Source organism: Flavobacterium hydrophilum, from assembly GCF_003202405.1.
GTDB classification, from domain to species: Bacteria; Bacteroidota; Bacteroidia; order Flavobacteriales; family Flavobacteriaceae; genus Flavobacterium; species Flavobacterium hydrophilum.
Genome location: NZ_QJHL01000002.1, coordinates 188095 through 211659, shown reverse-complemented (window position 1 = coordinate 211659; position 23565 = coordinate 188095). Strand labels below are relative to the sequence as shown.

Genomic DNA, 23565 nt, shown 5'->3' with positions numbered 1-23565 from the left:
TTTAACTTAACATTGTTTTTGCTTTTTTAATGGCCTCAACCATTACATCAATTTCTTCTTTCGTGTTGTAAAAAGAAAACGAAGCGCGAATGGTTCCCGGAATACAGAAGAAATTCATGATCGGCTGCGCACAGTGATGTCCGGTACGAACTGCAATTCCTAATTTATCAATTATGGAGCCAATATCATAAGGATGAATCCCGTCTATATTAAACGAAACTACCGAAGCTTTATTTTTTCCGTTTCCGTAAATTCTCAAACCTTCAATTTCAAGCAGACGTTTTGTGGCGTGTTCCAAAAGTTTGTTTTCCTGAAGCTGAATGTTTCCAAAACCAATATTGTTCAAATAATCAACCGCAGTCCCTAAAACAATTCCGCCCGCGATATTTGGAGTACCGGCTTCAAATTTATGAGGCAGATCAGCGTACGTTGTTTTTTCGAAAGTAACTTCTTTGATCATTTCACCACCACCTTGATATGGAGGCAGTTTGTTTAGCCATTCTTCTTTTCCGAATAAAATTCCGGTTCCGGTTGGCCCGCACATTTTATGCCCTGAAAAAGCGTAAAAGTCACAATCCAAATCCTGAACATCAGGCTTTAAATGCGGAACAGCCTGTGCTCCGTCAATTAAAACAGCAGCTCCAACGGCATGTGCTTTAGCAATCATTTCCTTCACAGGATTGATTACGCCCAATGCATTCGAAATATGGTTTACGGTAACGATTTTGGTTTTATCAGATAATAAAGATTCGTATTCGCTGATGATCAGTTCTCCTTCTTCATTGATCGGAATCACTTTTAAGACAGCTCCCGTTTTTTCACACAACATTTGCCACGGCACTATATTGCTGTGATGTTCCAGAGAAGAAACTAAAACTTCATCCCCCGGTTTTAAAATAGAAGCAAAACCATTCGCTACTAAATTGATTCCGTGTGTTGTTCCGGAAGTAAATAAAACCTCGTGAGAAAATTTGGCATTGATATGATGTTGCAATTTTACACGCGAAATTTCATACGCATCAGTCGCTAACTGGCTTAATGTATGGACTCCACGGTGAATATTGGCGTTTATTTCCTGATAATATTTCGCTTCGGCATCAATAACAACCTGCGGTTTTTGCGAGGTTGCCCCATTGTCGAAATATATTAATGGTTTTCCATTTACTTTTTCAGAAAGTATCGGAAAATCAGCTCTTATTTTTTGAATATCCAGCATAATTTATTTAGAAAAATTCTATTTACAAAAGTACTAAATCTAAATTGTTTTATCTGCCAATTCTATCATTTCCTTTTATAGTACTATCAAATTCAAAATTGTAATGCAGATTCCTCAAAAATTAATTCTTTTTTTCAGAGTTTCTTTCCAATAATTTAAAAACCAGCCTGATAAAATCCTGTCTATAAATTATTTATATTGCATTCAAAACAACTGCAAAAAATTATGAAAAAAGTCTTTCGTTTACTTGGCATTCTTCTTCTTTTAATAATTCTTTATTTTGGTTTTACCACTTACCCAAAACTGGATCTGATTTCAGGCTTTTCAGCCAAAAGTATTGCTTCGGGACATTTTTTGGATAACCGTTCGAAAGAGTTAATCGAAAAAACCGACAATGATATTAACCTCATCGACCTGGCAACAAACACAATTGATGATGCCGGAAAATTTGCTACTTCCAATGTCTACGGATTAAAGGAACGAAAAGCCATTTACCGTGAAGGTTTGGGAGCAACTTTAATAAATGATGATTTTGATGTTTCAAAACCTTATTTGCTTCCCAAAAGAGCTAAATCTAAAACTTTGCCTTTCCCTTACGGAAACATCGAGCCAAAAGACACGGTTTTTACCAATATTGATTACTCAAAACTAAAAAAAGCGATTGACAATGCTTTCGATAAATCCGGTGGAAAATTAAAAAGAACACGTGCCATAGTAGTTTTATACAAAAACAGACTGATTGCCGAAAAATACGATACCGGTTTTACGAAAGACAGCAGAATTCTGGGATGGTCGATGACAAAAAGTATTACCAGTTCGGCTTTTGGCGTGCTTGCTAAGCAAGGAAAAATAGATATTTTCAAACCAGCTCCTGTCGCAGAATGGCAAAATGACGAACGCAAAAACATCACTATCAATGATCTGCTGCACATGAATTCGGGTTTGGAGTGGGAAGAGAATTACAACACGATTTGCGATGCTACCAAAATGCTTTTTCAGGCAGAAGATATGGGCAAAGTACAGCTGGACAAACCGGCTCAGTTTAAACCCAACACGCATTGGAATTACTCTTCGGGAACGACCAATTTATTATCACTAATTTTAAAAAGACAATTTAAAACCCAACAGGAATATCTTGATTTTTGGTACAGCGCCGTGATTGATAAAATCGGAATGAATTCGATGATTACAGAACAGGATATGAGCGGAACTTTTGTAGGTTCCTCATACGCATGGGCGACTGCACGCGACTGGTCTAAATTTGGATTACTGTATTTAAATAAAGGTAACTGGAACGGTGAGCAAATTCTGGATGAAAGCTGGGTAAAATACACCGCAACACCAACCAATACTTCGGAAGGAAAATATGGAGCACAATTCTGGCTGAATGCCGGCGGAAAATTCCCGGACGCTCCACGCGACATGTTTTACTGCAACGGTTATCAGGGTCAAATGGTTGCGATTATTCCATCAAAAGATATGGTGATTGTGAGAATGGGATTGAAGGAAGATCCTGCTTTTGATTTTAATGGGTTTTTGAAAGGGATTATTGGGAGTGTGAAAAAATAGTCAAATGAAAAATAAAAAAATATTATTACCGCTTGTAATGATACCTGTTGGTTTTATTTTAAATGGAATAGCCTGGTCTGAAAATATTGGTGGCCCTTTTATAAGCACAATTTGTCTTTGCCTGGGATTAGGTTTACTTTTTTTCGGATTTATACTCTTTATTGTCCGATTAAGAGATTAAATTTTAAAAGATCATTTGAAAACAGCATAGCCCCGAGTAGTGAAAACCCTTTTTTGAGATTGTTTATCGAAAAAAAGATTACTTCACTTAGCATTTATTTTCATTCGAGTTCAGTGAACTTAGTTTGAAACGGATAGCGGGAAATAGCTCCTAAAAAAACCGATAAATTTAAAAAATCTATCGGTTTTTGTATTTATAAATTTGTCTAAAATTATTTCTTAGCCACAAACCTCGGATCAGATTCCATAACGGTTCCGCAATTATCGCAGGTTCTCAGCTCTTCTGAATTGTAGAAATGTTCGAAATGCGGCAGGAAATCTTTTTCGATATTGTGCAGTTCGAAAAATACTTCATATAATTTATGGTTGCAGTTGTCGCAATGCCAAAGCAAACCGTCTGTGTAGCCTAATCCGGCACGTTTTCGCTCAATCACCAAACCAATAGACCCCTCGGAACGAACCGGAGAATGTGGCACTTTTGCAGGATTGAGATACATATCGCCTGCATTCAGAATCATTTCCCTGCGTTCGCCATCCTCCTGAATTACCACTTTTATATTTCCTTCCAGCTGGTAAAAAAGTTCTTCGGTTTCGTTATAATGATAATCTTTTCGGGCATTTGGTCCTGCCACGATCATAACAATATAATCGCCTGAATCAACATATAAATTTTTATTTCCAACAGGCGGTTTTAGTAAATGACGGTTTTCGTCTATCCATTTAGTCAGGTTGAAAGGTTTTGCTATAGCCATTTTTTGAGATTCTAAATTTATGAGAGGCTAAGTTAAGGAAAATTTGTAGAGAGGCACAGCAGTAGTCGTGAGTTTACATTTCTTTTATCAGATAAATATAAACAGGAAAATGGTCGCTGAAACCAACTTCGTTCGAACTGTGCCGCAACGGATATCCTTTGTATTGTCCTGAATTCTGAATGAGATAGGGCTTGTTGAAAATCCCGGCTTTCCAGAATTTAAACGATGAAAAATCAGGTTTTATAAGTGATTGCGTAATAATGATCTGGTCGAAAATATCCCAGGAATCCCGAAAAGCTGTAGTTCCCATGCCGCGTTTCGCCATTTCTTCAAAAGGATTATAAGTGCCAAATTCCGGAACTTCTGCTTTTTTGGCTTTTGCCCCCAAGGCAGTTTTTATACTTTTATTATACGGACCGTCGTTTAAATCGCCCATTGTAATGACTTTTGCATCTGGATTAATTTGCTGCAGCGAATCGATTATTTTTCGGTTTAATTTTCCTGCTGCTTCACGATATTCGCTTGTTGCTTTCTCTCCTCCGGAACGCGAAGGCCAGTGATTGACAATGATATTAATTTCTTCTCCTTCTAAAAAACCGGTTATCAAAAGCTGGTCACGGGTAAAAACCCGATTGTTTTGAATTGCCGTCGTTATTTCTTCATCAGTTGATTCTTCTTTTTTCTCTTCTTGTACATTTTTATTTTTCAATATATATAAAGGTATATTTGAAAAAGTAGTCGGTTTAAAAAATTTCTTCTGATACAATAATGCCACATCGATACCTCTTTTGTCGGGCGAATCAAAATGAATGATTCCGTAATCGAAAGAAAGCAGCTTAGGTTGCTTAATCAAATCTTCCAGAACACCTCTGTTTTCAATTTCGGAACCTCCGATTAAAGTTGGTGCATTCCGATTTTCAGGCGTTCCGATTTCAGACAAAACTCCGGAAAGATTTTGTAATTTTTGATGGTATTTTTCTGTTGTCCAGTTTTGAACTCCGTTTGGCGTCCATTCATCATCGTTCGTGTAAATATCATCAATAGTGTCAAAAAGATTTTCGAAATTGTAAAAAGCTGCCGTATGGATACTATATTTTTTGGCCTGGCCATAAGCCGCAATCGAAAACAAAGAAATAAAACAAATTCTAAGTGTAATTATTCGCATAAAAATTGATTTTTTAAATCGCTGAAATTAATGAAATTTTACATTTGTAAGAAATTTCAATTAAATTTATTTTTTTAAATCTCTATCTTTGTTATTAATAAATCAAAAAGCCAAAAAGAAAATGAATACAAGCAGATTCCTTACTATAAACAGCCCTTTTGCTTTTTACAGATTCGTATTTCTTATTTTTGCTTTCCAATCCTTTACCTGTCAATCCCAACAAAACATGATAACACCACCTTATTTACAAAAAGGAGATACCGTAGCTCTTTTGGCAACAGCCAGAAAAAACATCGATGATAATTTAAAACCTACTATAGATTTACTGAAAAGCTGGGGTTTAGAAGCCGTAATCGGAAATTCAATCGGACTCGATTACCATCAATTGGCCGGAACAGACGAACAACGCGCTGCCGATTTTCAAAAGCAACTCGATAATCCGAATATAAAAGCGATCTGGTGCGTACGAGGGGGTTACGGAACTGTGAGAATGCTGGATTTACTGGATTTTACGAAATTCAAGCAACATCCAAAATGGGTTATTGGTTTTAGTGACGTTACGGTTTTGCACAATCACCTCAATACCATGGGTTACAAATCTATTCATGGGGTTATGCCGGTTACGATTCCGCGTGCTACTCCGGCAGCCATCAGTTCTATGAAATCGGCAATATTTGGTGAGGCTATTTCGTATTCTATTGCTCCACATAACATGAACCGTTTTGGTCAGGGAACAGGTGAATTGGTGGGTGGAAATCTTTCTATCTTATACAGTTTATTAGGATCTCCGTCAGCAATTGACTGCAAAGACAAAATTTTATTTATAGAAGATTTAGATGAATACCTGTATCATATTGATCGTATGATGATGAATTTACGTCGAAATGGTTGTATCGAAAACCTGAAAGGAATCATTATTGGCGGTATGACCAAAATGAAAGACAATGAAGTTCCGTGGGGGAAAAATGCGCTGGAAATTGTAGATGACGTGACCAAAAAATACAATATTCCGGTGATTTTTAATTTTCCGGCCGGACATATTCAGGATAATCGTGCGCTTGTTATGGGAAGTACGATCTCTATTGAAGTGAATGCTTCCGGGAGTACTGTTATTTTTAAGTAAAAAATTATACATATAGGACTTTAGCACTAACAATTAATTATATATGGAGATTTCTATCCAGAATTTTAAAAACAATATAATTGTTGATGACTGTGATATTACCTGCACTGAAAAAAAAGGCAATTCAGAAAATATTATAGCTTGTTCAATTGTGTACTTTAAAACTTTTAAAAGTCAATTGAAAGTCAAATTTGAATGGAAAGAAAAAGCTGAAAATTTAAATGAAATAAACTTTGTGTTTATTCCAGAAACAAAAATGATTTTTTTTAGATCAGTTCATCAATGGGGAGCAATTGAGATAGAAACCAAAACTTTGAAAAGACATGAAGATGCTTTTAATTTTCCATTTATTGAACATAAACAAAATTTTATTTTAGTTGAGGATGAATTATATGCAGAATCATGTAAACTCAACGGTGATAAAATTGATAATATTCCTATTGATCCTCCATGGGAAGTTCAAGAGTTTCAAGACAGAATTGAATATGACAGTCCTGTTTTTGGACATCAAATCTTAAAAACAAATTACCATAAATTCTAATGGCTGTTTGAGTTAGTAGAATTACTTTTTGCATACTATTTTTCAAAAGTGAAATTTCTTCAACTCTAAAAATCTAACCCAAAAAATGGCTGAACACAACGAACTAGGAAAAAAAGGTGAAGATTTAGCCGTAGAATATCTGCTTCAAAACGACTATAAAATTCTAGAAAGAAACTGGGTTTTTCAAAAAGCCGAAATTGATATTCTCGCCAAAAAAGATAATTTTCTGGCGGTGATTGAAGTAAAGACCAGATCAAGTTTAGATTTCGGTTTGCCGCAGGATTTTGTGAAACCCAAAAAGATTCAGCTTCTCATAAAAGCAGTAAATGCCTACATAAACGATAGGGAAAAAGATTTTGAAGACGATTTAGAAATTCGTTTTGACATCATTGCTATCCATAAAAGTCAGGAATCATTTGCTATTGAGCATCTTACTGACGCTTTTTATCATTTTTAACATATTTTTTTATTGTTATATTTGTAACAAATTGTTTTTTAATTTATCTTTGCAGAGATTTATAACATCACAAACAACCAAACTAACACAATTACGTTACCCAAAAACAATTAAAAGATTATGAAAACCGTTTCTTCGATTGTAGAAAATTACATCAAAACCAAGCCATTTTTACTGAATGCACTTTCCTTGGGAATTATCAACCTGACATCTTTGTCCCGTAACATCATGACCGAACTGGAAAGCGAATTCGGTAAAGAAGTAAAACAAGGCGCTGTAGTAATGTCCCTAAAAAGACTAACAGAAGAATTAGATTTTAAACTGAACCACAAAATCAATAAGGTCATTAAAAACATTGGTGAAATTACGGTTCGTTCTGAATTGACAGATTACACTTTTGCAGCTTCAGACTCTGTTTTAAACAAACAAGCTGATTTGATTTCTGATATTAATGTGCTGTCTGATATTTTTTATACCTCATCACGTGGCGTAAACGAAACGAATATCGTAGTAAGCAGCAGTATCAATCATTTAGTTGAAAAACATTTTATCCGCGAAAAACTGATTCAGAAATTGGATAATCTGGCTTCTATTACTGTAAAATTACCAAAAGAAAATATTGTAGTTCCTGGAATTTATTATTTCATTTTTCAGCGTTTAGCCTGGGAAGGAATTATTATCAATGAGGTAATTTCGACTTCTAATGAATTCACAATCTTAGTAGGAGAAGAACAAGTTGACGTTGCTTTTAAAGTAATCAAAGATTTGAAAAATTAATTTCTTTTGATAAAAACCCCGATCAAAAAAAAATAAAAAAAGACAATATATGAAAGAGACTGGGCCACCAGTCTCTTTTTTTATTTCACAACGCTTTGCAATTTGCCTGATGCAAAACCGGAAAATTACAGGAGTTGGCAATAAAACACAATTGGTTTGCTTTTGTATGTAAATCTAAAGCTTCCTGAACTTTGTCAGCGTTTGCAATTACTACATTTGGATGCAGACGAACTTCTGTAAAACGTCCGCTGCCATCGGAAGCAACTTCCAGTATGGCTTCTGCATGATCTGAATATTCCAGAACTTCTATTCCGTTTTGGGAACATACATATAAATACGACATCATGTGACAGGAAACCAGACTGCTTAAAAGCAGATCCTCCGGATTGTATAATTCGGGATCACCTTTAAAAGCTTTGGCAGCAGAAACGTTTAAAACGGGTTTTCCTTCGATTAAAATTTTATGGCTTTTGCTGTAGAATTTTCTTTCTGATTGTTCTTGATTTTGTTTGGAATTCCAGTTTATTGCTGCTTTGAAAATGTGTTTGAAGGTCATTTTTATTTTATCTTTTCTAAGTAAACAAGTGTCAAGTTATCATCTATAATTTTTCGTTTAAATTCACTATAACCAATTTTGTTATAGAGATAAAGATTCTTTTCACTCTTAAATCCGGTAAACAATTCAAATCGGTTACAGTCTTTAAAACTCGTTTCTATTGCAACCATGAGCTTTCTGCCGATTCCTTTGTTTTGGTGATCACTTCTGACAATCAGCTTACCAATGTAAGCGGTTCCTTCTGCTTCATAACCCCGAATTGAACCTGCAATTTCTCCATTGATTACACTCTTCAAAATTATTGAATTTTCGAATTCCTTTTCTAATGATTCTAAATCTTGTGTTAAGGGCTGAATTTCATAATCATTATAAATTTCGGCTTCAGAGAGGTAGCAATCTTTTTGTAATTGAAGAATTGTGACTAAATCATTTTTTTGTGCTTTCAGGATATTGATTTGCATGATTTGGTTTCGCTTCTTATAGAATGATTCTGCTTTTTCAATACTTTCAATTCATTTTACAAAAACTATTTCACTACCAACTTTGCGGGCAAGGATTATAAATCCGCACTGTTTTACTAACAAGTTTTTAGTATATCCGAGTCCTCTGGTTTGCAAAAAAACAACTATCTATTCTTCTTTAATTAATAGACATTTTAGTCTTAATCAACTCATTGTGATAATCATTTGAAAGTGATACGTCTAATTTCAAATTTGAATTATTCTTCAATAAATAACAACTTGAGTCATTAAAAACAATATGTGTAAATTTTTCAGGAGAAAAATATCGCTTAACGTATAGAGAATAGACCCTATGTCTTTTTGTATTTTTAATTGTCCTATCGGGATTTATATTTGCTTTATTCTTCTTTGGATTTGACTCTTTTGATGTAGGAGCGCCCATAAATCCAAAAGATGCATTAGGATTTTTAGCATATATATCTAAACAAATATTAGTAATCGTATTTAGAACATATAAAACATGTCGATTATTTTTTTCTATTGGATTATCCAAAAGAAGGTTAAATCTTTTACCTGATAGTCTATGATTTTTTAAATAAAATTGAGCCACATATATATCATGCTCAAGAATAAGTATTTCAACAATATACTGTTGATTTACTATATCAGACTTAAATGTATAACGTTCTAGTTGAGTATTATTTGAATCAAAATCACTACCTTTAGAGGTATAATGGTAGCCTTTTAATGCCATCTAAAATATAAATGATATTAAAAAGAAAGATAGTTATACTTACTTGATCTATTTTTATTAATATCACTTATAGTCAAAACATGTCCAACATGAACAACATTGCATGTAAAATCAATACTCTTGATATCTTTACCTGCGCTACTTGCACTTGATTGAACTTTAGTTTTTTTCGAGAATTTTGAAATAATTTTCATCTTTCTGAATGTAAATGTGAATAAATCGTTTTGATTGTGAATAACTTGTTGGTGCAAATGTAATACGTTTTCTTTAAAAAATCACTATCAAACATATAAATTAACACATCTTTTGTCCAATTTTAATAATATAACTTTTTGGAATTTATAACTATTATGTCCCAGTCATTATACAATAAAATTTGTACAAGTTGCAAAGTTTTTCATTTTCTACACCTTTGCCCCTTTGAGAAATTCTAAAAATAATTTATTTTAGCATCTAAGTTAATAAAATAACAAAAAAACCTCGAAATCACAACTTTCGAGGTTTTTGAATTGAACTAACAAAACTGATTAAACTTATTTTTTTACAGAAAACTTAAAGGTTGTTTTCGTTTTATAATTTTCGCCCGGATTTAAAACTGTCGTTGGGAAGTTTTTCTGGTTTGGAGAATCCGGGTAGTGTTGTGTTTCTAAACAGAAACCTGTTCTGTGCGCATAGGTTCCGCCGTTACGCATTGGTAAAGTTCCGTCAAGGAAGTTTCCGGAGTAAAACTGAATTCCAGGTTCATCTGTGGTAACTTCTAAAACTCTTCCGCTTGCAGGGTGGTAAGCTGTTGCGATAACTGTTTTTCCTTTTTCAGGATTGTTCAGTACCCAGCAGTGGTCATACCCTTTTCCTCTTATTAATTGTTCATCTTTAGCATCGATATCTTTTCCAATTAATTTTGGCTTTCTGAAATCGAATGGCGTGTTGGCAACATCCTGCAATTCACCAGTCGGGATTAAAGTAGCATCTACCGGAACAATTTTATCCGCATTCAAAGTAAGTTCATGATCTAAAATCGTTTTAGAGAAATCACCTGATAGGTTGAAATACGTGTGTTGTGTTAAGTTTACAACGGTCTTTTTATCTGTAGTTGCTTCGTAAAGCACTTCCAATTCGTTGTTTTTAGTTAACGTGTACGTCACTAAAACTTTTAAGTTTCCAGGATAGCCTTCTTCCATATCTTTGCTTAAATAAGATAATTTCAAAACTGCTGCTTCTCCTGATTTAGCTTCTTCTGCTTTCCAGACTACTCTAAAAAAACCTTCAGGCCCTCCGTGCAAAGCATTTGGAGCATTATTGATTGCTAATGTATATTCTTTACCGTCTAATGTAAATTTACCTTTTGCAATTCGGTTTCCGAAACGTCCGATCAAAGCTCCGAAAAACGGGTTTGGTTTCATGTATTGTTCCAGAGAAGTAAATCCGGTAACTACATTTTCAGAAACACCGTCTTTGTTTGGCACTTTTAAATCCGTGATAATACCACCAAAAGTGATGATATCTACTTCCATTCCGTTTTGGTTTTTCAGCTTGTAGCTTTCAATTTTTTCTCCTTTTGGAGTTGTTCCGTAATCCGATTTTACAATTGTTACAGAATCTTTTGCTTCTTGAGTAGTGGTTGCATCCATTTTTTTATCGCTTTTACATTGAACAGAAAGTGTTGCCAAACCGATTATCCCAATTCCGAAAGCACAACGTTTTAATACATTCATAATTTTTTTGGTTTAAAGTTGTAAAGTCTAAGTCTTAAAGTCAAAAATCTAATGTCGAAAGTTACAAAATTTACCAAGGTTTCATTCATTAACATTGGTACTTTTAGACTTTACGACATTAGACTTTTGACTTATATATTACAATCCGTGTTGAAACGTATGGTAATACGCTTCGTTGGCATTCAATTTATCTTTGAAATCTCTAATTGTAGTTTTTTCATCAATCACTAATAATTCGATTCCGGCGATATCTGCAAAATCTTCCATGAATTCCGTTGTTACCGACTGGCTGTACACAGTGTGGTGTGCTCCGCCTGCCAAAATCCACGCTGTAGCAGCAATATCAAGGTTTGGTTTACAATCCCATAAAACTCTTGCAACCGGTAATTTTGGTAATTCAGCCATTGGTTTTACAGCTACTACTTCGTTTACAATTAAACGGAAACGGTTCCCCATATCTACTAATGAAACGTTGATTGCTTCTCCTGCAGGTGAATTAAATACTAAACGGGCCGGATCTTCTTTTCCTCCAATTCCTAAAGGATGTACTTCACAAGAAGCTTTTCCGTCAGCAATAGATGGACAGATTTCCAACATGTGCGATCCTAAAACGTATGATTTTTGTGGTGTGAAATGGTAGGTGTAATCTTCCATGAAAGAAGTTCCGCCTTCAAGACCAACGTTCATTACTTTTAATGCTCTTACCATTGCAGCCGTTTTCCAGTCACCTTCTCCACCAAAACCATAACCATCAGCCATTAATCTTTGAGTTGCAATTCCTGGTAATTGTTTCCATGCTCCCAAATTTTCAAATGTATCTGTAAAAGCTCCAAATCCTCCTTCTTCAAGGAAAGCTCTTAAACCTAATTCGATTTTTGCTGCTTCTACTAATGAACTTCTTTGCGCTCCGCCTTCTTTTAAAGAATCCGTTAAGTTATAAGAAGAGGCATAAACTGCCAACAAATCTTTTAATTGTGCATCTGTAACTTTCTCGATATGTTTCGTAACATCTGAAGAATCAAAACCGTTAACCGACATTCCGAAACGAATTTGAGCTTCAACTTTATCACCTTCAGTAACGGCAACTTCACGCATATTGTCTCCAATACGGGCTACTTTAAGGTTTTGAAGTTCATCCCATCCTAAAGCTACTCTTGTCCAAATACCTAATTTTTTCTGAACTCTTTCGTCTTCCCAGTGTCCTACAACCACTTTGCGTTTTTTACGCATTCTGGACATGATGAAACCAAATTCACGATCTCCGTGAGCTGATTGATTAAGATTCATGAAATCCATGTCGATAGATCCCCACGGAATTTCAGCATTGTATTGGGTATGCAAGTGGCATAATGGTTTTTTCAAGATGCTTAATCCGCCAATCCACATTTTTGCAGGTGAGAAAGTATGCATCCAGGTGATAAGTCCGATACAGTTTTTAGTAGTGTTTGCTGCCAAACATACATCTAAAATCTGAGCCGGAGATTTTACCACATCCTTATAAACTACTTTTACAGGAATTTGAGACGATTCTCCTAACCCTTTTGCAATTATCTGAGAATGTTCTGCTACTTTTCTTAGTGTTTCTTCACCATATAATTCCTGGCTTCCTACTACAAACCATACTTCTTTTTGAGAGATATCAATCATTGTTTTTGTTTAATTTTGTTTCACGTTTCAGGTTTCACGTTTGCTTAGCCTTAAAACTTGAATTGTTATGTTTATTATTTTTGTTCTGTCTGTTTCAGGTTTCAAGTTACGTTCCAAAAACTTGAAACTAAAAAAACATGAAACCTGAAACTAAATTTTTTTACTGTCCGTAATACGAATCTTTTCCGTGTTTACGGTTGTAATGTTTCTTTATCAATGAATCTTTTAATCGTGGTGCATTCGGGTTTATTTGTAAAGTCAGGTAGGCCATTTCGGCTACTACTTCCAAAACTTTACTATTGTAAACCGCTTTTGCTGCATTTTTTCCCCAGGCAAACGGACCGTGATTTCCGATTAAGACCATTTCTACTTCTTCATATGAAAGATTTTTTTCTTTGAAACAATCCAAAATCTGAATTCCGGTATTGTGTTCATAGTTTCCTTCAATTAAAGAATCTGCCATTGGCGGCGCGCACGGAATATCAGCAGTTAAGTGATCTGCGTGTGTTGTCCCGAAAATTGGAATATCCTGCTGCGATTGTGCCCAGGCAACTGAATATGTAGCATGTGTATGAGCCACCCCTCCAATATTTGGCCAGTTTTTGTATAAATACGCATGCGTTTTGGTGTCTGATGACGGACGCATGGTTCCTTCAATAATGTTATTGTCAAAATCAACAATCACGATATCTTCCGGTTTTAAATCTTCGTAAGGCACACCACTTGGCTTAATGGCAAAAACACCATTTTTTCTGTCCACAGCACTTACATTTCCAAAAGTGTAAACCACCAGATTCAATGCATTTAACTGCATGTTGGCTTCGTAACATTCTTGTTTTAAATCTTTATAAAGAGAGCTCATTTTCTGTAATTTTAATAGATGGATCGGCATAACTGCTTAATTGGTCGTATGCTAAAAGTAATTTGTTGTAAGCAGCAACTTTGTCAAGTTGTGGCGTGTATTCGCTTTCAAAAGGACTTCCCATTTTTTGACTGGCTTCGATTACATTTGGATAAATTCCGGAAGCTACTGCGGCATAAATTGCAGCTCCCAAAGCCGGAGCCTGATCTGACAAGGCTACTTTAATTGGCTTGTTTAAAACGTTTGCCAAAGTCTGCATGATAAAAGGCGATTTTCTGGCAACACCACCAATACCGATAACGCTGTCAATTTTTACACCTTCTTCTTCAAAACGATCCACAATCTTTTTAGATCCAAAACAGATTGCGTTTACTAAAGCTTTAAAAATATGAGGCGCTTTTGATCCTAAAGATAAGTTTGAAATGGCGCTTTTTACTTCCTGATTAGCATCCGGAGTTCTGCGTCCGTTGATCCAGTCTAAAGCGGTTGGTACACTTTCAGACAACGGAATCTTTTCAGCTTCTTTCGTCAATTCTACGATTAATTTATCGCTGAATTCTTCTCTTAACTGTTCTTTTTGAGCGTCATTTAAAAGAGTTGAAGCACCTAATAATTGTTCTGTTGGCCACATCAGTAATTCTTTGTACCAGGCCAGTAAATCTCCAAAAGCAGATTGTCCTGCTTCAAGACCAACAAATCCTGGAATCACAGATCCGTCAACCTGTCCGCAGATTCCGCGAACGGTTTTAGTCCCTACTTCTTCATAAGAACCAACCAAAATATCACAGGTTGAAGTTCCCATTACGCGAACCAAAGTATTTTCGCCAATTTTAGCTCCTACCGCTCCTGAGTGTGCGTCGAAAGTTCCAACAGCTACAACGGTATCTGTAGAAAGTCCTAAGCGGTCTGCCCATTCTTTGCTTAATTTTCCGGCAACTAAATCAGATGTATAGGTTTCATCGTATAAATTTCCGCGAAGCTGTGCTAAATACGGATGTAATTTTTCTAAGAATTCAGCTGGCGGCAATCCGTTCCAGTCTTCGTGCCACATGGCTTTGTGACCAGCTGCACAACGGCTTCTTTTGAAAGTTTTTAAATCTTTGTCTTCAATTAACAAATACGTCATTAAATCGCAGTGTTCCATCCAGGTGTGCGCTGCATTTCGAACGGCTTCATCTTCTCTTGCAATATGCAGGATTTTTGCCCAAAACCATTCTGATGAATAAATTCCGCCTACATATTTTGTTACGTCTTCTCCTCCCCAACTTACGGCCAGTTCGTTGATTTCGTTTGCTTCACTGATAGCCGTATGATCTTTCCACAACACCATCATTGCATTTGGGTTTTCTTCAAAACCTTTTGTCAAAGCCAATGGAGTTCCGTCTTTTGTAACCGGCACCGGAGAAGATCCTGTAGTATCAATACAGATTCCTTTTATCAAAGATGAATCGACACCGCTTTCTTTTACAACTGTCTGAATCGTAATTTCCAGTCCTTCAATATGATCCAGAGGATGCTGGCGAAACTGATTGATCGATGCATCACAATATTGCTTAATCTTCCATCTTTTGTAATGAGAAACATTAGATGCCAATTCCTGCCCATTTTCAGTATCTATCAGCACCGCACGAACAGAATCTGTTCCGTAATCTAATCCTATAACGTAATTTTTCATCTTCGAAATCATTTTAATGAGACAAATATAATATAATTAATTTATAAGTGTACAAAAAACACTTAATAAAAATAAGCTTATTGTTTTTTACAGATAATGCATCAAAACAATGATTTAAGCTAAAAACAAAAAACAAACGTTAATTATACATTTATTCTGTTGCGATTATTTCATCTTTATTTTAAGAACAGTAGCTGAGTATGCCGGAAATTGTATTGAATTTGGTTTCCTTTCAGCTTAAACTCACTTTCTTTAGGGCTACTTTTGGTTGGCGCTGCCAAAGATTCCTCAACATTCCTATTCGGAGTTTTTAGTTAAATTCGAATATTGGTGTACCATTTTTATCAAATTTTAATTTCATCATTCTCGCATGACGATTAGGATCATATAACGGATCTGCAATAATTTCTTTCAACGGTCTTTTATCTGTCGCAGGCACAACTTTTGGATCACCAACAGCTTTTTCGTAATCCCTTGCATGATAAATTACTAATGGTTCTCCGTTTTCATCTACTGTGAAGGAGTTATGACCTGGCCCATAAACATGTTTTGCTTCATTGGTTTTTAATACCGGATATCTGGATTTTTTCCAGGAATTTCTATCTAGTAAATCAGCATTTTCATCTGCTTCCATCATTCCCATACTGTAACAGGCACCAGTAGCACTTGCCGAAAAAGTAATGTAAATTTTCCCTTTGTTTTTAATAACTGCAGGACCTTCATTTACCCAAAAACCTATGCGTTCCCAATCATAATCCGGAGTCGTTAACATGAATTGAACTGTTTTTAGTTTTACGGGTGATTCCATTTCGGCTAAATACAAATTAGAAGCTGCGAACTGCCCGCCGGTTTTTTCTGCCCAACAGAAATAGCGTTTATTTTTATGCTCAAATACAGTTCCGTCCAGAGAAAAATCGGTAAAGCTTTTTGGATCTGCGTCAGCTGCCTGCATTTGCCCAAGTTCAATCCACTTGTCATGTAAAGGATCCTGACCTGTACACTCCAAAACATAAGGTCTTAATTTCCAAATATCGTCTTCTTGGCTTGCTGCAAAATATACGTACCATTTTCCATCTAAATAATGAAGTTCCGGAGCCCAGACATGACGGCTCATGGGGCCGCTTTTATGTTTTTCCCATACTCTGAAAGTTTCAGCTTTTTGAAGTTCATCAATAGACTTTGCTCGTCTTAACTCTATAGCGTCGTAGGTTGGTACCGATCCTGTAAAATAGTAATATCCATCTGTATGCTTGTAGATAAAAGGATCTGCTCTTTGCAATACAATAGGTTTGTTCGTTAAGGTTGTTTTTGTAGTAGTCACTTGTTCTTTAGACAGCTCTTTTTCTGCTTTTTTATCTGTACAGGAAGTGATACTTAACAAAACAACGGCTGAAAGTGCCAGATTTTTTAATATGTTTGTTTGCATGTTATACTTTTTTGTTTGAATTAATTTATTTGTAAGGAACTCAGACATTCAATATTTTATTCTTATTTTAAAACAGGCCATAAGTCACTATCCCATTGCATTTCTTTGACTACTAATCTTGGCGTTCCGTTCGTTTTCTTTTCGTATGCATGGTAAAAAATATAATCTTTTCCATCAAAAGTGTATGCGCTGTTATGGCCTGCGCCAAAGTAGTTTTCGTCGCCCTGAACCATTAGACTTCCTCCACCCTGGTTTAAAGGTTTTCCCTCTTTATCAACATAAGGTCCTGTGACATTTTTAGATCTTCCTACGACTACTTTATAAGTGCTTTTTTCCCCGCGACAGCATAAATCCCAGGAAAGGAATTGGTAGTAATAACCATTTTTCTTAAAAATAAAAGGAGCTTCAAGTGCGCCGTCGCCGGGATCAGCATCTGCTAATTCAAAGCTTCTTTTACGTTTCGAAATCGTGTGCCATTCCTGAGGCTGTGCAATCGATTTTAAATCCGGATTTAATTTTACCAGTTTTAATCCTTCCCAAAACGAACCAAAAGAGAGCCAGGCTGTATTATTTTCATCAAAAACTAAATTCGGATCAATGGCATTCCACATGTCACGGTTAGGCTGTGACTGAATCACAATTCCGTGATCGACCCATTTGTAATTTTTATCTTTTGGATCTAATGTTGTATTGGTCGCAACACCAATTGCCGAAGTATTTTTGGCGAAAGCCGAAACCGAATAATACAGATAATAAATGTTATTGTGAAAGGAGATATCCGGTGCCCAGATATGGTTTTTAAAATCTGCCGCAACGCCATCTGCCCAAACTGGTTTTTCTGCAAAAACCTGAGGTTCGGGATTCCATTTTTTTAAATCTTTCGAGCTAAAAACACTGATTCCTTTACCAGTGCAATACAAATAATAAGTGTCTTTTTGTTTGATGACAACCGGATCGTGTACTACAATTTCCTGTGCAAATGAAGCTGAAGCTATTAGCATCATTAGAACAAAAAATATATGTTTTATGTAAAACTTCATACGTTATGTTTTTTAACCATATAAGTAATATAAGGTCATTTAATTTAGTTTTGAATTGGAACGTTTTTAAATCATATAAGCTGAAACTATAACTAAACTTTTTTCACCATATAAGTGATGTAAGTAAATTTAAGTTTAGCTTGTTTAAGCTGAAAAATTTTTAAATCAGTAAGTTATAAGAGCAGTAAATTTCCAAGTCCAATTTTACATGAACTTATATCACTTATATTGTGAAAATTTAAAATTTGTTCCTATTGAATTCCTTCAGAAGTCATAATCACTCTTTTCATTGTTCCGTCTTTGTTATAAAATAATTTATCCATGCAAACCGATCTTCTGAAACTTCCGCCATGTGGTTGTGAGGCTCCATTGTGATAAATAAAATACGATTGCCCTTTAAAGTCAATTATCGACTGATGGTTAGTATTGCTGTTTCCTGCCAATTCATTCAAAATTCCCTTAAATTCCCAAGGACCAGTGATGGACTTACTCATGGCATAGGCGATTTTTTCAGGAAACTGATACGCATACGATAAATAATACCAGTTTTTATGTTTGTGAATCCACGGTGCTTCGGTGAAATTTGGTAAATCAATTGTTTGGATTGGGCCGTCTAATTCGGTCATGTTTTCTTTTAATTTGGCATAATGACAAACCGTGTTCCCCCAGAATAAATACGCCTGACCATCATTGTCGATATAAACCGTCGGATCAATATCATCCCAGCTTATTTTAGTGTGAGTTGTCATATCATTTGTAATCAAGGCTTTTCCTAAAGCATCCTTGAAAGGTCCGGTTGGACTGTCTGAAACAGCAACTCCAATTGATTTTCCGTCAATTTTTCCATGAGAAACCGTTACATACCAGTAGAACTTTCCGTTTCTTTCGATAACCTGCGAAGCCCAGGCATCTCCTCTTGCCCATGCAAAATCGGTTACTTTTAAAGGTACCGGATGTGATTCCCACTTTTTCATATCTGAAGAAGAATAGACTACCCATTCGTTCATTTTATAAAAGTTAAAATCATTTGGTGCTTCATCATGACCTGCATACAAATACACTTTGTCTTTGTAAACCAATGCTGCAGGATCACCTGTATATTGATCTTTTATAATTGGATTATTATATTTTGCAGGATCAATTTGGCTTACAGAAGATTGTGCGACCGCTGTTGTGCATGACGCAATCATAACTAAAAATGACACGCATGTAATTAGATTTTTCATTATGGTTTAATTGGCAATATTATTTGCAAAAGCCCTTCCGGTTATGAAAGGGCAATTGGACTTTTAATTAATTTTTTTACCCCAAACCGGTACACCGGCTGTTGTTAATCCGGAATAACTGATCGTTACTTTTCTCGTAGCTGATTCCCAATCCCAGGCATCACTAACTTTGCATTTTACACCATTTACAGTTAATGTTTTAGCAGTGCTGTCATACGACCATGTACCAGTAGCGCCTCCACTCACTTTTTTGTCAGCGGTTAAATAAATCGTAACCGATTTTTGAATAGTAGCATATTGGTAATTCATGGTAATTTGTTCCCAGGTTCCAATAAAAGAAGCCTCTGTAATTGTCGTTTCCGGTACAGCTGCATATCTTTCAGGATCTACTACCGGCCAGCCGTCTTCGGTCCATTTTATGGCACGAACATGCCCCATCATAAGTGCATTAGAAGCATTAACATTTGGTACATCTTTAGGCAAACGAGCTTGTGATGCATAAAACCATTGTTTAGTATCCGGATTTTGAAAAACAGAGCAATGTGCAAATCCAACCCATCCGGTATGATTATTAAATCCATAAGGATGTGTAAGCATTGGCCAGCAATCAGCACCATTAGTTACATTAGCACCATTGATTCCTAAAAAGGGGCCTGTAATACTTTTAGAACGACAAACCCTTGTATTATAAGGAACATCAAGACCGTCATAAGCAAGGAACAAATAATAGTACTGAGTTTCCGGATTGTAAATAATTTCAGGACCTTCAGAGCCCTGCCAACGGCTTGTTGCACTTCGGGAAGCTATTCGTGTCCCATAGTCGCTTAGAGTTTTTAGCTGATATGGTTTTCCTGTAGACGGATCCAGTTTTAATGATGCAATTCCGGAATGCCAGGAACCGTAAATCAGATATTGGTCGCCTTCAGGAGTCTGTATAAAAGTTGGATCGATTGCATTGAATTTGAAATAAGCATTTTCCCAATTTCTGGCTCCTGTAAAAGAATAGGGTTTTGCTCCATCAGGTTCAGAGCATACTACCATTCCTTTATCTACCCAGACATTCGTTGACAAATCATCTGATTCTGCCAATCCGATAAAAGCCCTTTCTGACCATGACGTTTCAAAGCTGGTTCCTGTAATGGGTTCATCTACTACAATGCTGTAATACAATCGATATTTATTACCCACTTTTTTGATGTAAGGAGCCCAATAACCATACCTTGGATTTTCAATTGCCGGTAAAGCTGGCACCATTCTGGCTCTTTTATTATTTAATGAATCTTTTACCCAGGCAGGAACTGTAGCCATAGCCGATCCCATATATTCCCAGGTAACAAGGTCTTTCGAACGTCTGTAAGGAAAATGTCCGTGACCGTCGTGAGCGTTTCCATAGGAAGCATCCGTTTGATACATATAATAGTACTCACCTGATTTTTCAACTGTTGGATCATGAACGTTAGCCAAATTCCATTGTGCCCTGCTGTTCCATGAAGATATTGAAATATAATTATCAGCATACGTTGGTCCCGGAAATGCAGGAGGCGTAACTACCGGTGGTACTACTACCGGCGGATCTGTTTCTTTATTTGCAGGATCATCGCTTGAACAGCTTACTATCGCAAGAGCAAATAAAAAGAACCCCACGTATGAAGTAATTTTTAAAATGGAATTTGATTTTTTCATCTTTTTAATATTTTATTTTCCTTCTAAAACAACTACTGAGTAAGGAGGAATAGTGATTTCAAGTTTTCCTTTTTTGTTTTCGAAACCTTTAAAAACTGTTGGAACAATTTTATTTGGTGTATCGAATGAATTGTAATCTTGTAATTTCGCTGATGTTAATATTGTTCCTGTGAAGTTTTTTACGCCAAGATCTTTTACATCAATCTCTATTTTGTTTTTATTTTTTGCATCAACATTTACCAAAGAAATATGAATTGCTCCGTTTTTATCTTTTGAAGCCGAAGCCGATACTGCAGGAAGTGATTCTCCATTAACTGTATACAAAGGCGACTGAAAACTTACAGGTAATAATTTTGCATCCTGATGAACGGCATACAGTTTCATAACATGATAAGTTGGTGTAGTAATCATTTTTGCTTTATCAGTTAAGATAACTGCCTGTAAAACGTTAACACATTGTGCTAAATTTGCCATACGAACCCTGTCAGCATGGTTGTTGAAAATATTAAGGGTTGCTCCGGCTAAAACTGCATCTCTCATGGTATTCTGTTGGTATAAAAATCCGGGATTTGTTCCTTTTTCTACTTCATACCAGCCACCCCATTCGTCAACCAGCATGGCTACTTTTTTCTCAGGATCGTATTTATCCATTATAGCACCGTGTTTCGTAACAAGTTCTTCCATTTTTAAAGCAGATTGCATTGTTTTAAAATATTGCTCTTCTGTAAAATCAACTCCGTCTCCTTTTTTATTCCAGTTGATTACCGCATAATGATGTACACCAAGTCCACCTAACATATTAAGCGGAATGTTTTTCATTAAAACTTCTGTCCAGTTATAATCGGCACTGTTTGATCCTGATGCAATACGGGTAATTCCGCCAGTATTTTCCCAATCCGACATGAAAGTGGCAAATTTTCTGTATTCTCCAGCATAATATTCAGCAGTCATATTTCCTCCGCAGCCCCAGGCTTCGTTTCCTATTCCCCAGAATTTAACTTTCCACGGTTCTGTTCTTCCATTCTTTTTACGTAAATCACTCATCGGACTTTTACCGCTAAAGTTGGTGTACTGAACCCAGTCAGCCAATTCCTGAACGGTTCCGCTTCCAACATTTCCTGATAAATAAGGCTCAGTTTCAAGAAGTTCACACATATTCAAAAAATCATGTGTTCCAAAACTATTATCTTCTGTTACTCCACCCCACCATTTATTTACGATAGTTGGTCTTTCTTCCTGAGGTCCGATTCCGTCTTTCCAATGATACGTATCCGCAAAACAACCTCCAGGCCATCTTAGGTTTGGAATTTTTAAATCTTTTAAAGCCGCAATAATATCATTTCTAACGCCTTTAGTATTTGGTATTTTTGAAGTATCACCCACAAAAAAACCTCCGTAAATACAGCGCCCTAAATGTTCAGCAAAATGTCCGTAGATATTTTTGTTGATAACAGGAGCTTTGTCATCATTTTTTAATGTGACAACTGTAGTTTCTTTTTGAGCGAAAGTAATTTGATTACAAAGTGTAAAAACAAATAGAATTAAAAACGTCTTTTTCATATGTTGATTTTTATTGATTTTATCGGTCATTATGTAATTCGCATATCTTCATTGGTATTTTGCCAATTTTGGTTCTGCTCATTTCATGATTTGTAGATAAAGTTATTAAGAGGAAAGTCATAAAACTTTCCTCTTGATATTAATTTTAGTATTTAAGTGTTGGCCAGCCTCCTGACCATGTAAAGTATACAATTTCCATTTTTGGATTTCCATTGTCTGCTTTGTTATAATAATGAACAGCTCCTTTTTGGGTTCCGGTAATTCTGGATAAATGACCTGGCCCGATATAGTCACCCTGAGAAGCTAAAACGGTTGTTCCACCTCCGCTTTTTAGGGATACACCGTTTTTGTCCACAAATGTTCCAAACGGACTTGTGGAACGGCCCACTACGATATAATAGGTACTGTTTACACCGTTGCAGCAAGTTCCGCGGTTTACAAACATATAGTAATAACTGCCTTCTTTAATTAAGCATGGCGCTTCCCATGAAGCACTGTTTCCGCCAGCTACAACGGTTCTTGTGCCGATTGGTTTTCCTGTGGAAGGATTAATCTGAACAACTCCAATTCCGGCATGCCAGGAACCGTAAGCCATGTAAACGTTACTTCCGTCAACTAAAATTGAAGCGTCAATTGCATTTACATCTGAAGCTGAGTTAGAAGAGACAACTACACCTCTGTCTGTCCAGGTTGTCCCTGCACTTTGAGAAATTGACGGAGCCGTTACCAATCCAATAGCAGAAGTAGCCGATCCGAAAGTAGAACAGGAATAATACATATTCCATCTGTTATTGAACCAGGCAACATCAGGTGCCCAATATGTTTTGGTAAACCCAGGAACATAGCCTGTTATCCAGCTCGGAGTGGAAGTAAATACTGAGGTACCCCATGTCCAGTTTGCCAAATCTCTGGTGTATGTCATTGGAATATTATCGCCTGTAGTAAAAACATAATAGTTAACACCGCTTTTTACAATTGTGCTCGGATCATGTGAAGGAACATTTCCTACCACAGTTTTTGCAGTTAAATTTGTATTTTGAGAATTCTGAGTCACAGCATTTGCTTCTTCATTTGGAGAAACAACGTCTTCATTTTGACAACCCACTAATAATATTGCTAATAAAACCAAACTTGTTATTGTTTTCATTGTTATGCTAATTTTAGTTACTGTATAAATTTA

General features: G+C 36.0%; 22 protein-coding genes. 6 read left to right on the top strand and 16 right to left on the bottom strand.

The annotated features are described in order from the left end of the window. Window position 1: 1 nt before the first annotated feature. Window positions 2-1216: an aminotransferase class V-fold PLP-dependent enzyme gene (locus DMB68_RS10075; protein ID WP_110346565.1), complete on the bottom strand. Its 1215-nt coding sequence runs from the start codon at window positions 1214-1216 to the stop codon at window positions 2-4. Between the two features lie 225 nt (window positions 1217-1441). On the opposite strand from DMB68_RS10075, the gene DMB68_RS10070 reads away from it, so the two are divergent. Next, a complete protein-coding gene (locus tag DMB68_RS10070) occupies window positions 1442-2785 on the top strand; it encodes a serine hydrolase domain-containing protein (protein ID WP_110346564.1) in 1344 nt (447 codons plus the stop codon). 4 nt (window positions 2786-2789) lie between these two features. Continuing rightward, the gene (locus DMB68_RS23365; RefSeq protein ID WP_165830119.1) at window positions 2790-2966 is read left to right on the top strand and encodes a hypothetical protein; all 177 of its coding nucleotides are present in this window, start codon (window positions 2790-2792) and stop codon (window positions 2964-2966) included. Window positions 2967-3177: 211 nt separating this feature from the next. On the opposite strand, the gene DMB68_RS10065 is transcribed toward DMB68_RS23365, so the two are convergent. Next, window positions 3178-3717 (bottom strand): 3-hydroxyanthranilate 3,4-dioxygenase, encoded by a 540-nt coding sequence (locus DMB68_RS10065; protein WP_110346563.1) that lies wholly within the window; start codon window positions 3715-3717, stop codon window positions 3178-3180. 73 nt (window positions 3718-3790) lie between these two features. Then, window positions 3791-4882 carry an endonuclease/exonuclease/phosphatase family protein gene (locus DMB68_RS10060; protein ID WP_110346562.1) on the bottom strand — a complete coding sequence of 364 codons (1092 nt, stop codon included), beginning with the start codon at window positions 4880-4882 and terminating at the stop codon, window positions 3791-3793. A 226-nt stretch (window positions 4883-5108) separates the two neighbouring features. Here DMB68_RS10060 and DMB68_RS10055 point away from each other — a divergent pair, with 226 nt between their 5' ends. The 4 genes from DMB68_RS10055 (at window position 5109) to DMB68_RS10040 (ending at window position 7780) form a co-directional block, all read left to right on the top strand. Next, window positions 5109-6005 carry a S66 peptidase family protein gene (locus tag DMB68_RS10055; RefSeq protein WP_110346561.1) on the top strand — a complete coding sequence of 299 codons (897 nt, stop codon included), beginning with the start codon at window positions 5109-5111 and terminating at the stop codon, window positions 6003-6005. Between the two features lie 178 nt (window positions 6006-6183). After that, window positions 6184-6546, top strand: a complete 363-nt coding sequence (locus DMB68_RS10050) for a hypothetical protein (protein ID WP_124019414.1) — start codon at window positions 6184-6186, stop codon at window positions 6544-6546. 85 nt (window positions 6547-6631) lie between these two features. Further along, window positions 6632-7003 carry a YraN family protein gene (locus DMB68_RS10045; protein WP_110346559.1) on the top strand — a complete coding sequence of 124 codons (372 nt, stop codon included), beginning with the start codon at window positions 6632-6634 and terminating at the stop codon, window positions 7001-7003. Between the two features lie 120 nt (window positions 7004-7123). Next, complete coding sequence (locus tag DMB68_RS10040; protein WP_110307718.1) at window positions 7124-7780, top strand: aspartate kinase; 657 nt, start codon at window positions 7124-7126, stop codon at window positions 7778-7780. A gap of 85 nt (window positions 7781-7865) precedes the next feature. On the opposite strand, the gene DMB68_RS10035 is transcribed toward DMB68_RS10040, so the two are convergent. The 13 genes from DMB68_RS10035 to DMB68_RS09975 form a co-directional block, all read right to left on the bottom strand. Beyond that, complete coding sequence (locus tag DMB68_RS10035; RefSeq protein ID WP_110346558.1) at window positions 7866-8336, bottom strand: OsmC family protein; 471 nt, start codon at window positions 8334-8336, stop codon at window positions 7866-7868. A gap of 2 nt (window positions 8337-8338) precedes the next feature. Then, complete coding sequence (locus DMB68_RS10030; protein WP_110346557.1) at window positions 8339-8797, bottom strand: GNAT family N-acetyltransferase; 459 nt, start codon at window positions 8795-8797, stop codon at window positions 8339-8341. Window positions 8798-8975: 178 nt separating this feature from the next. Continuing rightward, the gene (locus DMB68_RS10025; protein ID WP_110346556.1) at window positions 8976-9551 is read right to left on the bottom strand and encodes a hypothetical protein; all 576 of its coding nucleotides are present in this window, start codon (window positions 9549-9551) and stop codon (window positions 8976-8978) included. Between the two features lie 533 nt (window positions 9552-10084). Beyond that, window positions 10085-11266 (bottom strand): aldose epimerase family protein, encoded by a 1182-nt coding sequence (locus DMB68_RS10020; protein ID WP_110346555.1) that lies wholly within the window; start codon window positions 11264-11266, stop codon window positions 10085-10087. Between the two features lie 138 nt (window positions 11267-11404). Continuing rightward, the gene (gene araA / locus DMB68_RS10015) at window positions 11405-12913 is read right to left on the bottom strand and encodes an L-arabinose isomerase (RefSeq protein WP_110346554.1); all 1509 of its coding nucleotides are present in this window, start codon (window positions 12911-12913) and stop codon (window positions 11405-11407) included. A 160-nt stretch (window positions 12914-13073) separates the two neighbouring features. Further along, on the bottom strand, window positions 13074-13775 hold the full coding sequence (locus DMB68_RS10010) for an L-ribulose-5-phosphate 4-epimerase (protein ID WP_007808585.1): 702 nt from the start codon (window positions 13773-13775) through the stop codon (window positions 13074-13076). Beyond that, complete coding sequence (locus DMB68_RS10005) at window positions 13759-15450, bottom strand: ribulokinase (protein WP_110346553.1); 1692 nt, start codon at window positions 15448-15450, stop codon at window positions 13759-13761. The genes DMB68_RS10010 and DMB68_RS10005 overlap by 17 nt, the downstream gene beginning before the upstream one ends. Window positions 15451-15760: 310 nt before the next feature. Further along, entirely contained in the window at window positions 15761-16876 is a 1116-nt protein-coding gene (locus DMB68_RS10000; protein ID WP_110347070.1) for a glycoside hydrolase family 43 protein, read from the bottom strand. Window positions 16877-16938: 62 nt separating this feature from the next. Continuing rightward, complete coding sequence (locus DMB68_RS09995) at window positions 16939-17916, bottom strand: arabinan endo-1,5-alpha-L-arabinosidase (protein ID WP_110346552.1); 978 nt, start codon at window positions 17914-17916, stop codon at window positions 16939-16941. A gap of 251 nt (window positions 17917-18167) precedes the next feature. Next, window positions 18168-19106: a glycoside hydrolase family 43 protein gene (locus tag DMB68_RS09990; RefSeq protein WP_165830134.1), complete on the bottom strand. Its 939-nt coding sequence runs from the start codon at window positions 19104-19106 to the stop codon at window positions 18168-18170. A gap of 99 nt (window positions 19107-19205) precedes the next feature. Beyond that, the gene (locus DMB68_RS09985; protein ID WP_110346550.1) at window positions 19206-20825 is read right to left on the bottom strand and encodes an arabinan endo-1,5-alpha-L-arabinosidase; all 1620 of its coding nucleotides are present in this window, start codon (window positions 20823-20825) and stop codon (window positions 19206-19208) included. A 12-nt stretch (window positions 20826-20837) separates the two neighbouring features. Then, window positions 20838-22385 carry an alpha-N-arabinofuranosidase gene (locus DMB68_RS09980; RefSeq protein ID WP_110347069.1) on the bottom strand — a complete coding sequence of 516 codons (1548 nt, stop codon included), beginning with the start codon at window positions 22383-22385 and terminating at the stop codon, window positions 20838-20840. Between the two features lie 145 nt (window positions 22386-22530). Then, window positions 22531-23532 carry an arabinan endo-1,5-alpha-L-arabinosidase gene (locus DMB68_RS09975; RefSeq protein WP_110346549.1) on the bottom strand — a complete coding sequence of 334 codons (1002 nt, stop codon included), beginning with the start codon at window positions 23530-23532 and terminating at the stop codon, window positions 22531-22533. Between the last annotated feature and the right edge of the window lie 33 nt (window positions 23533-23565).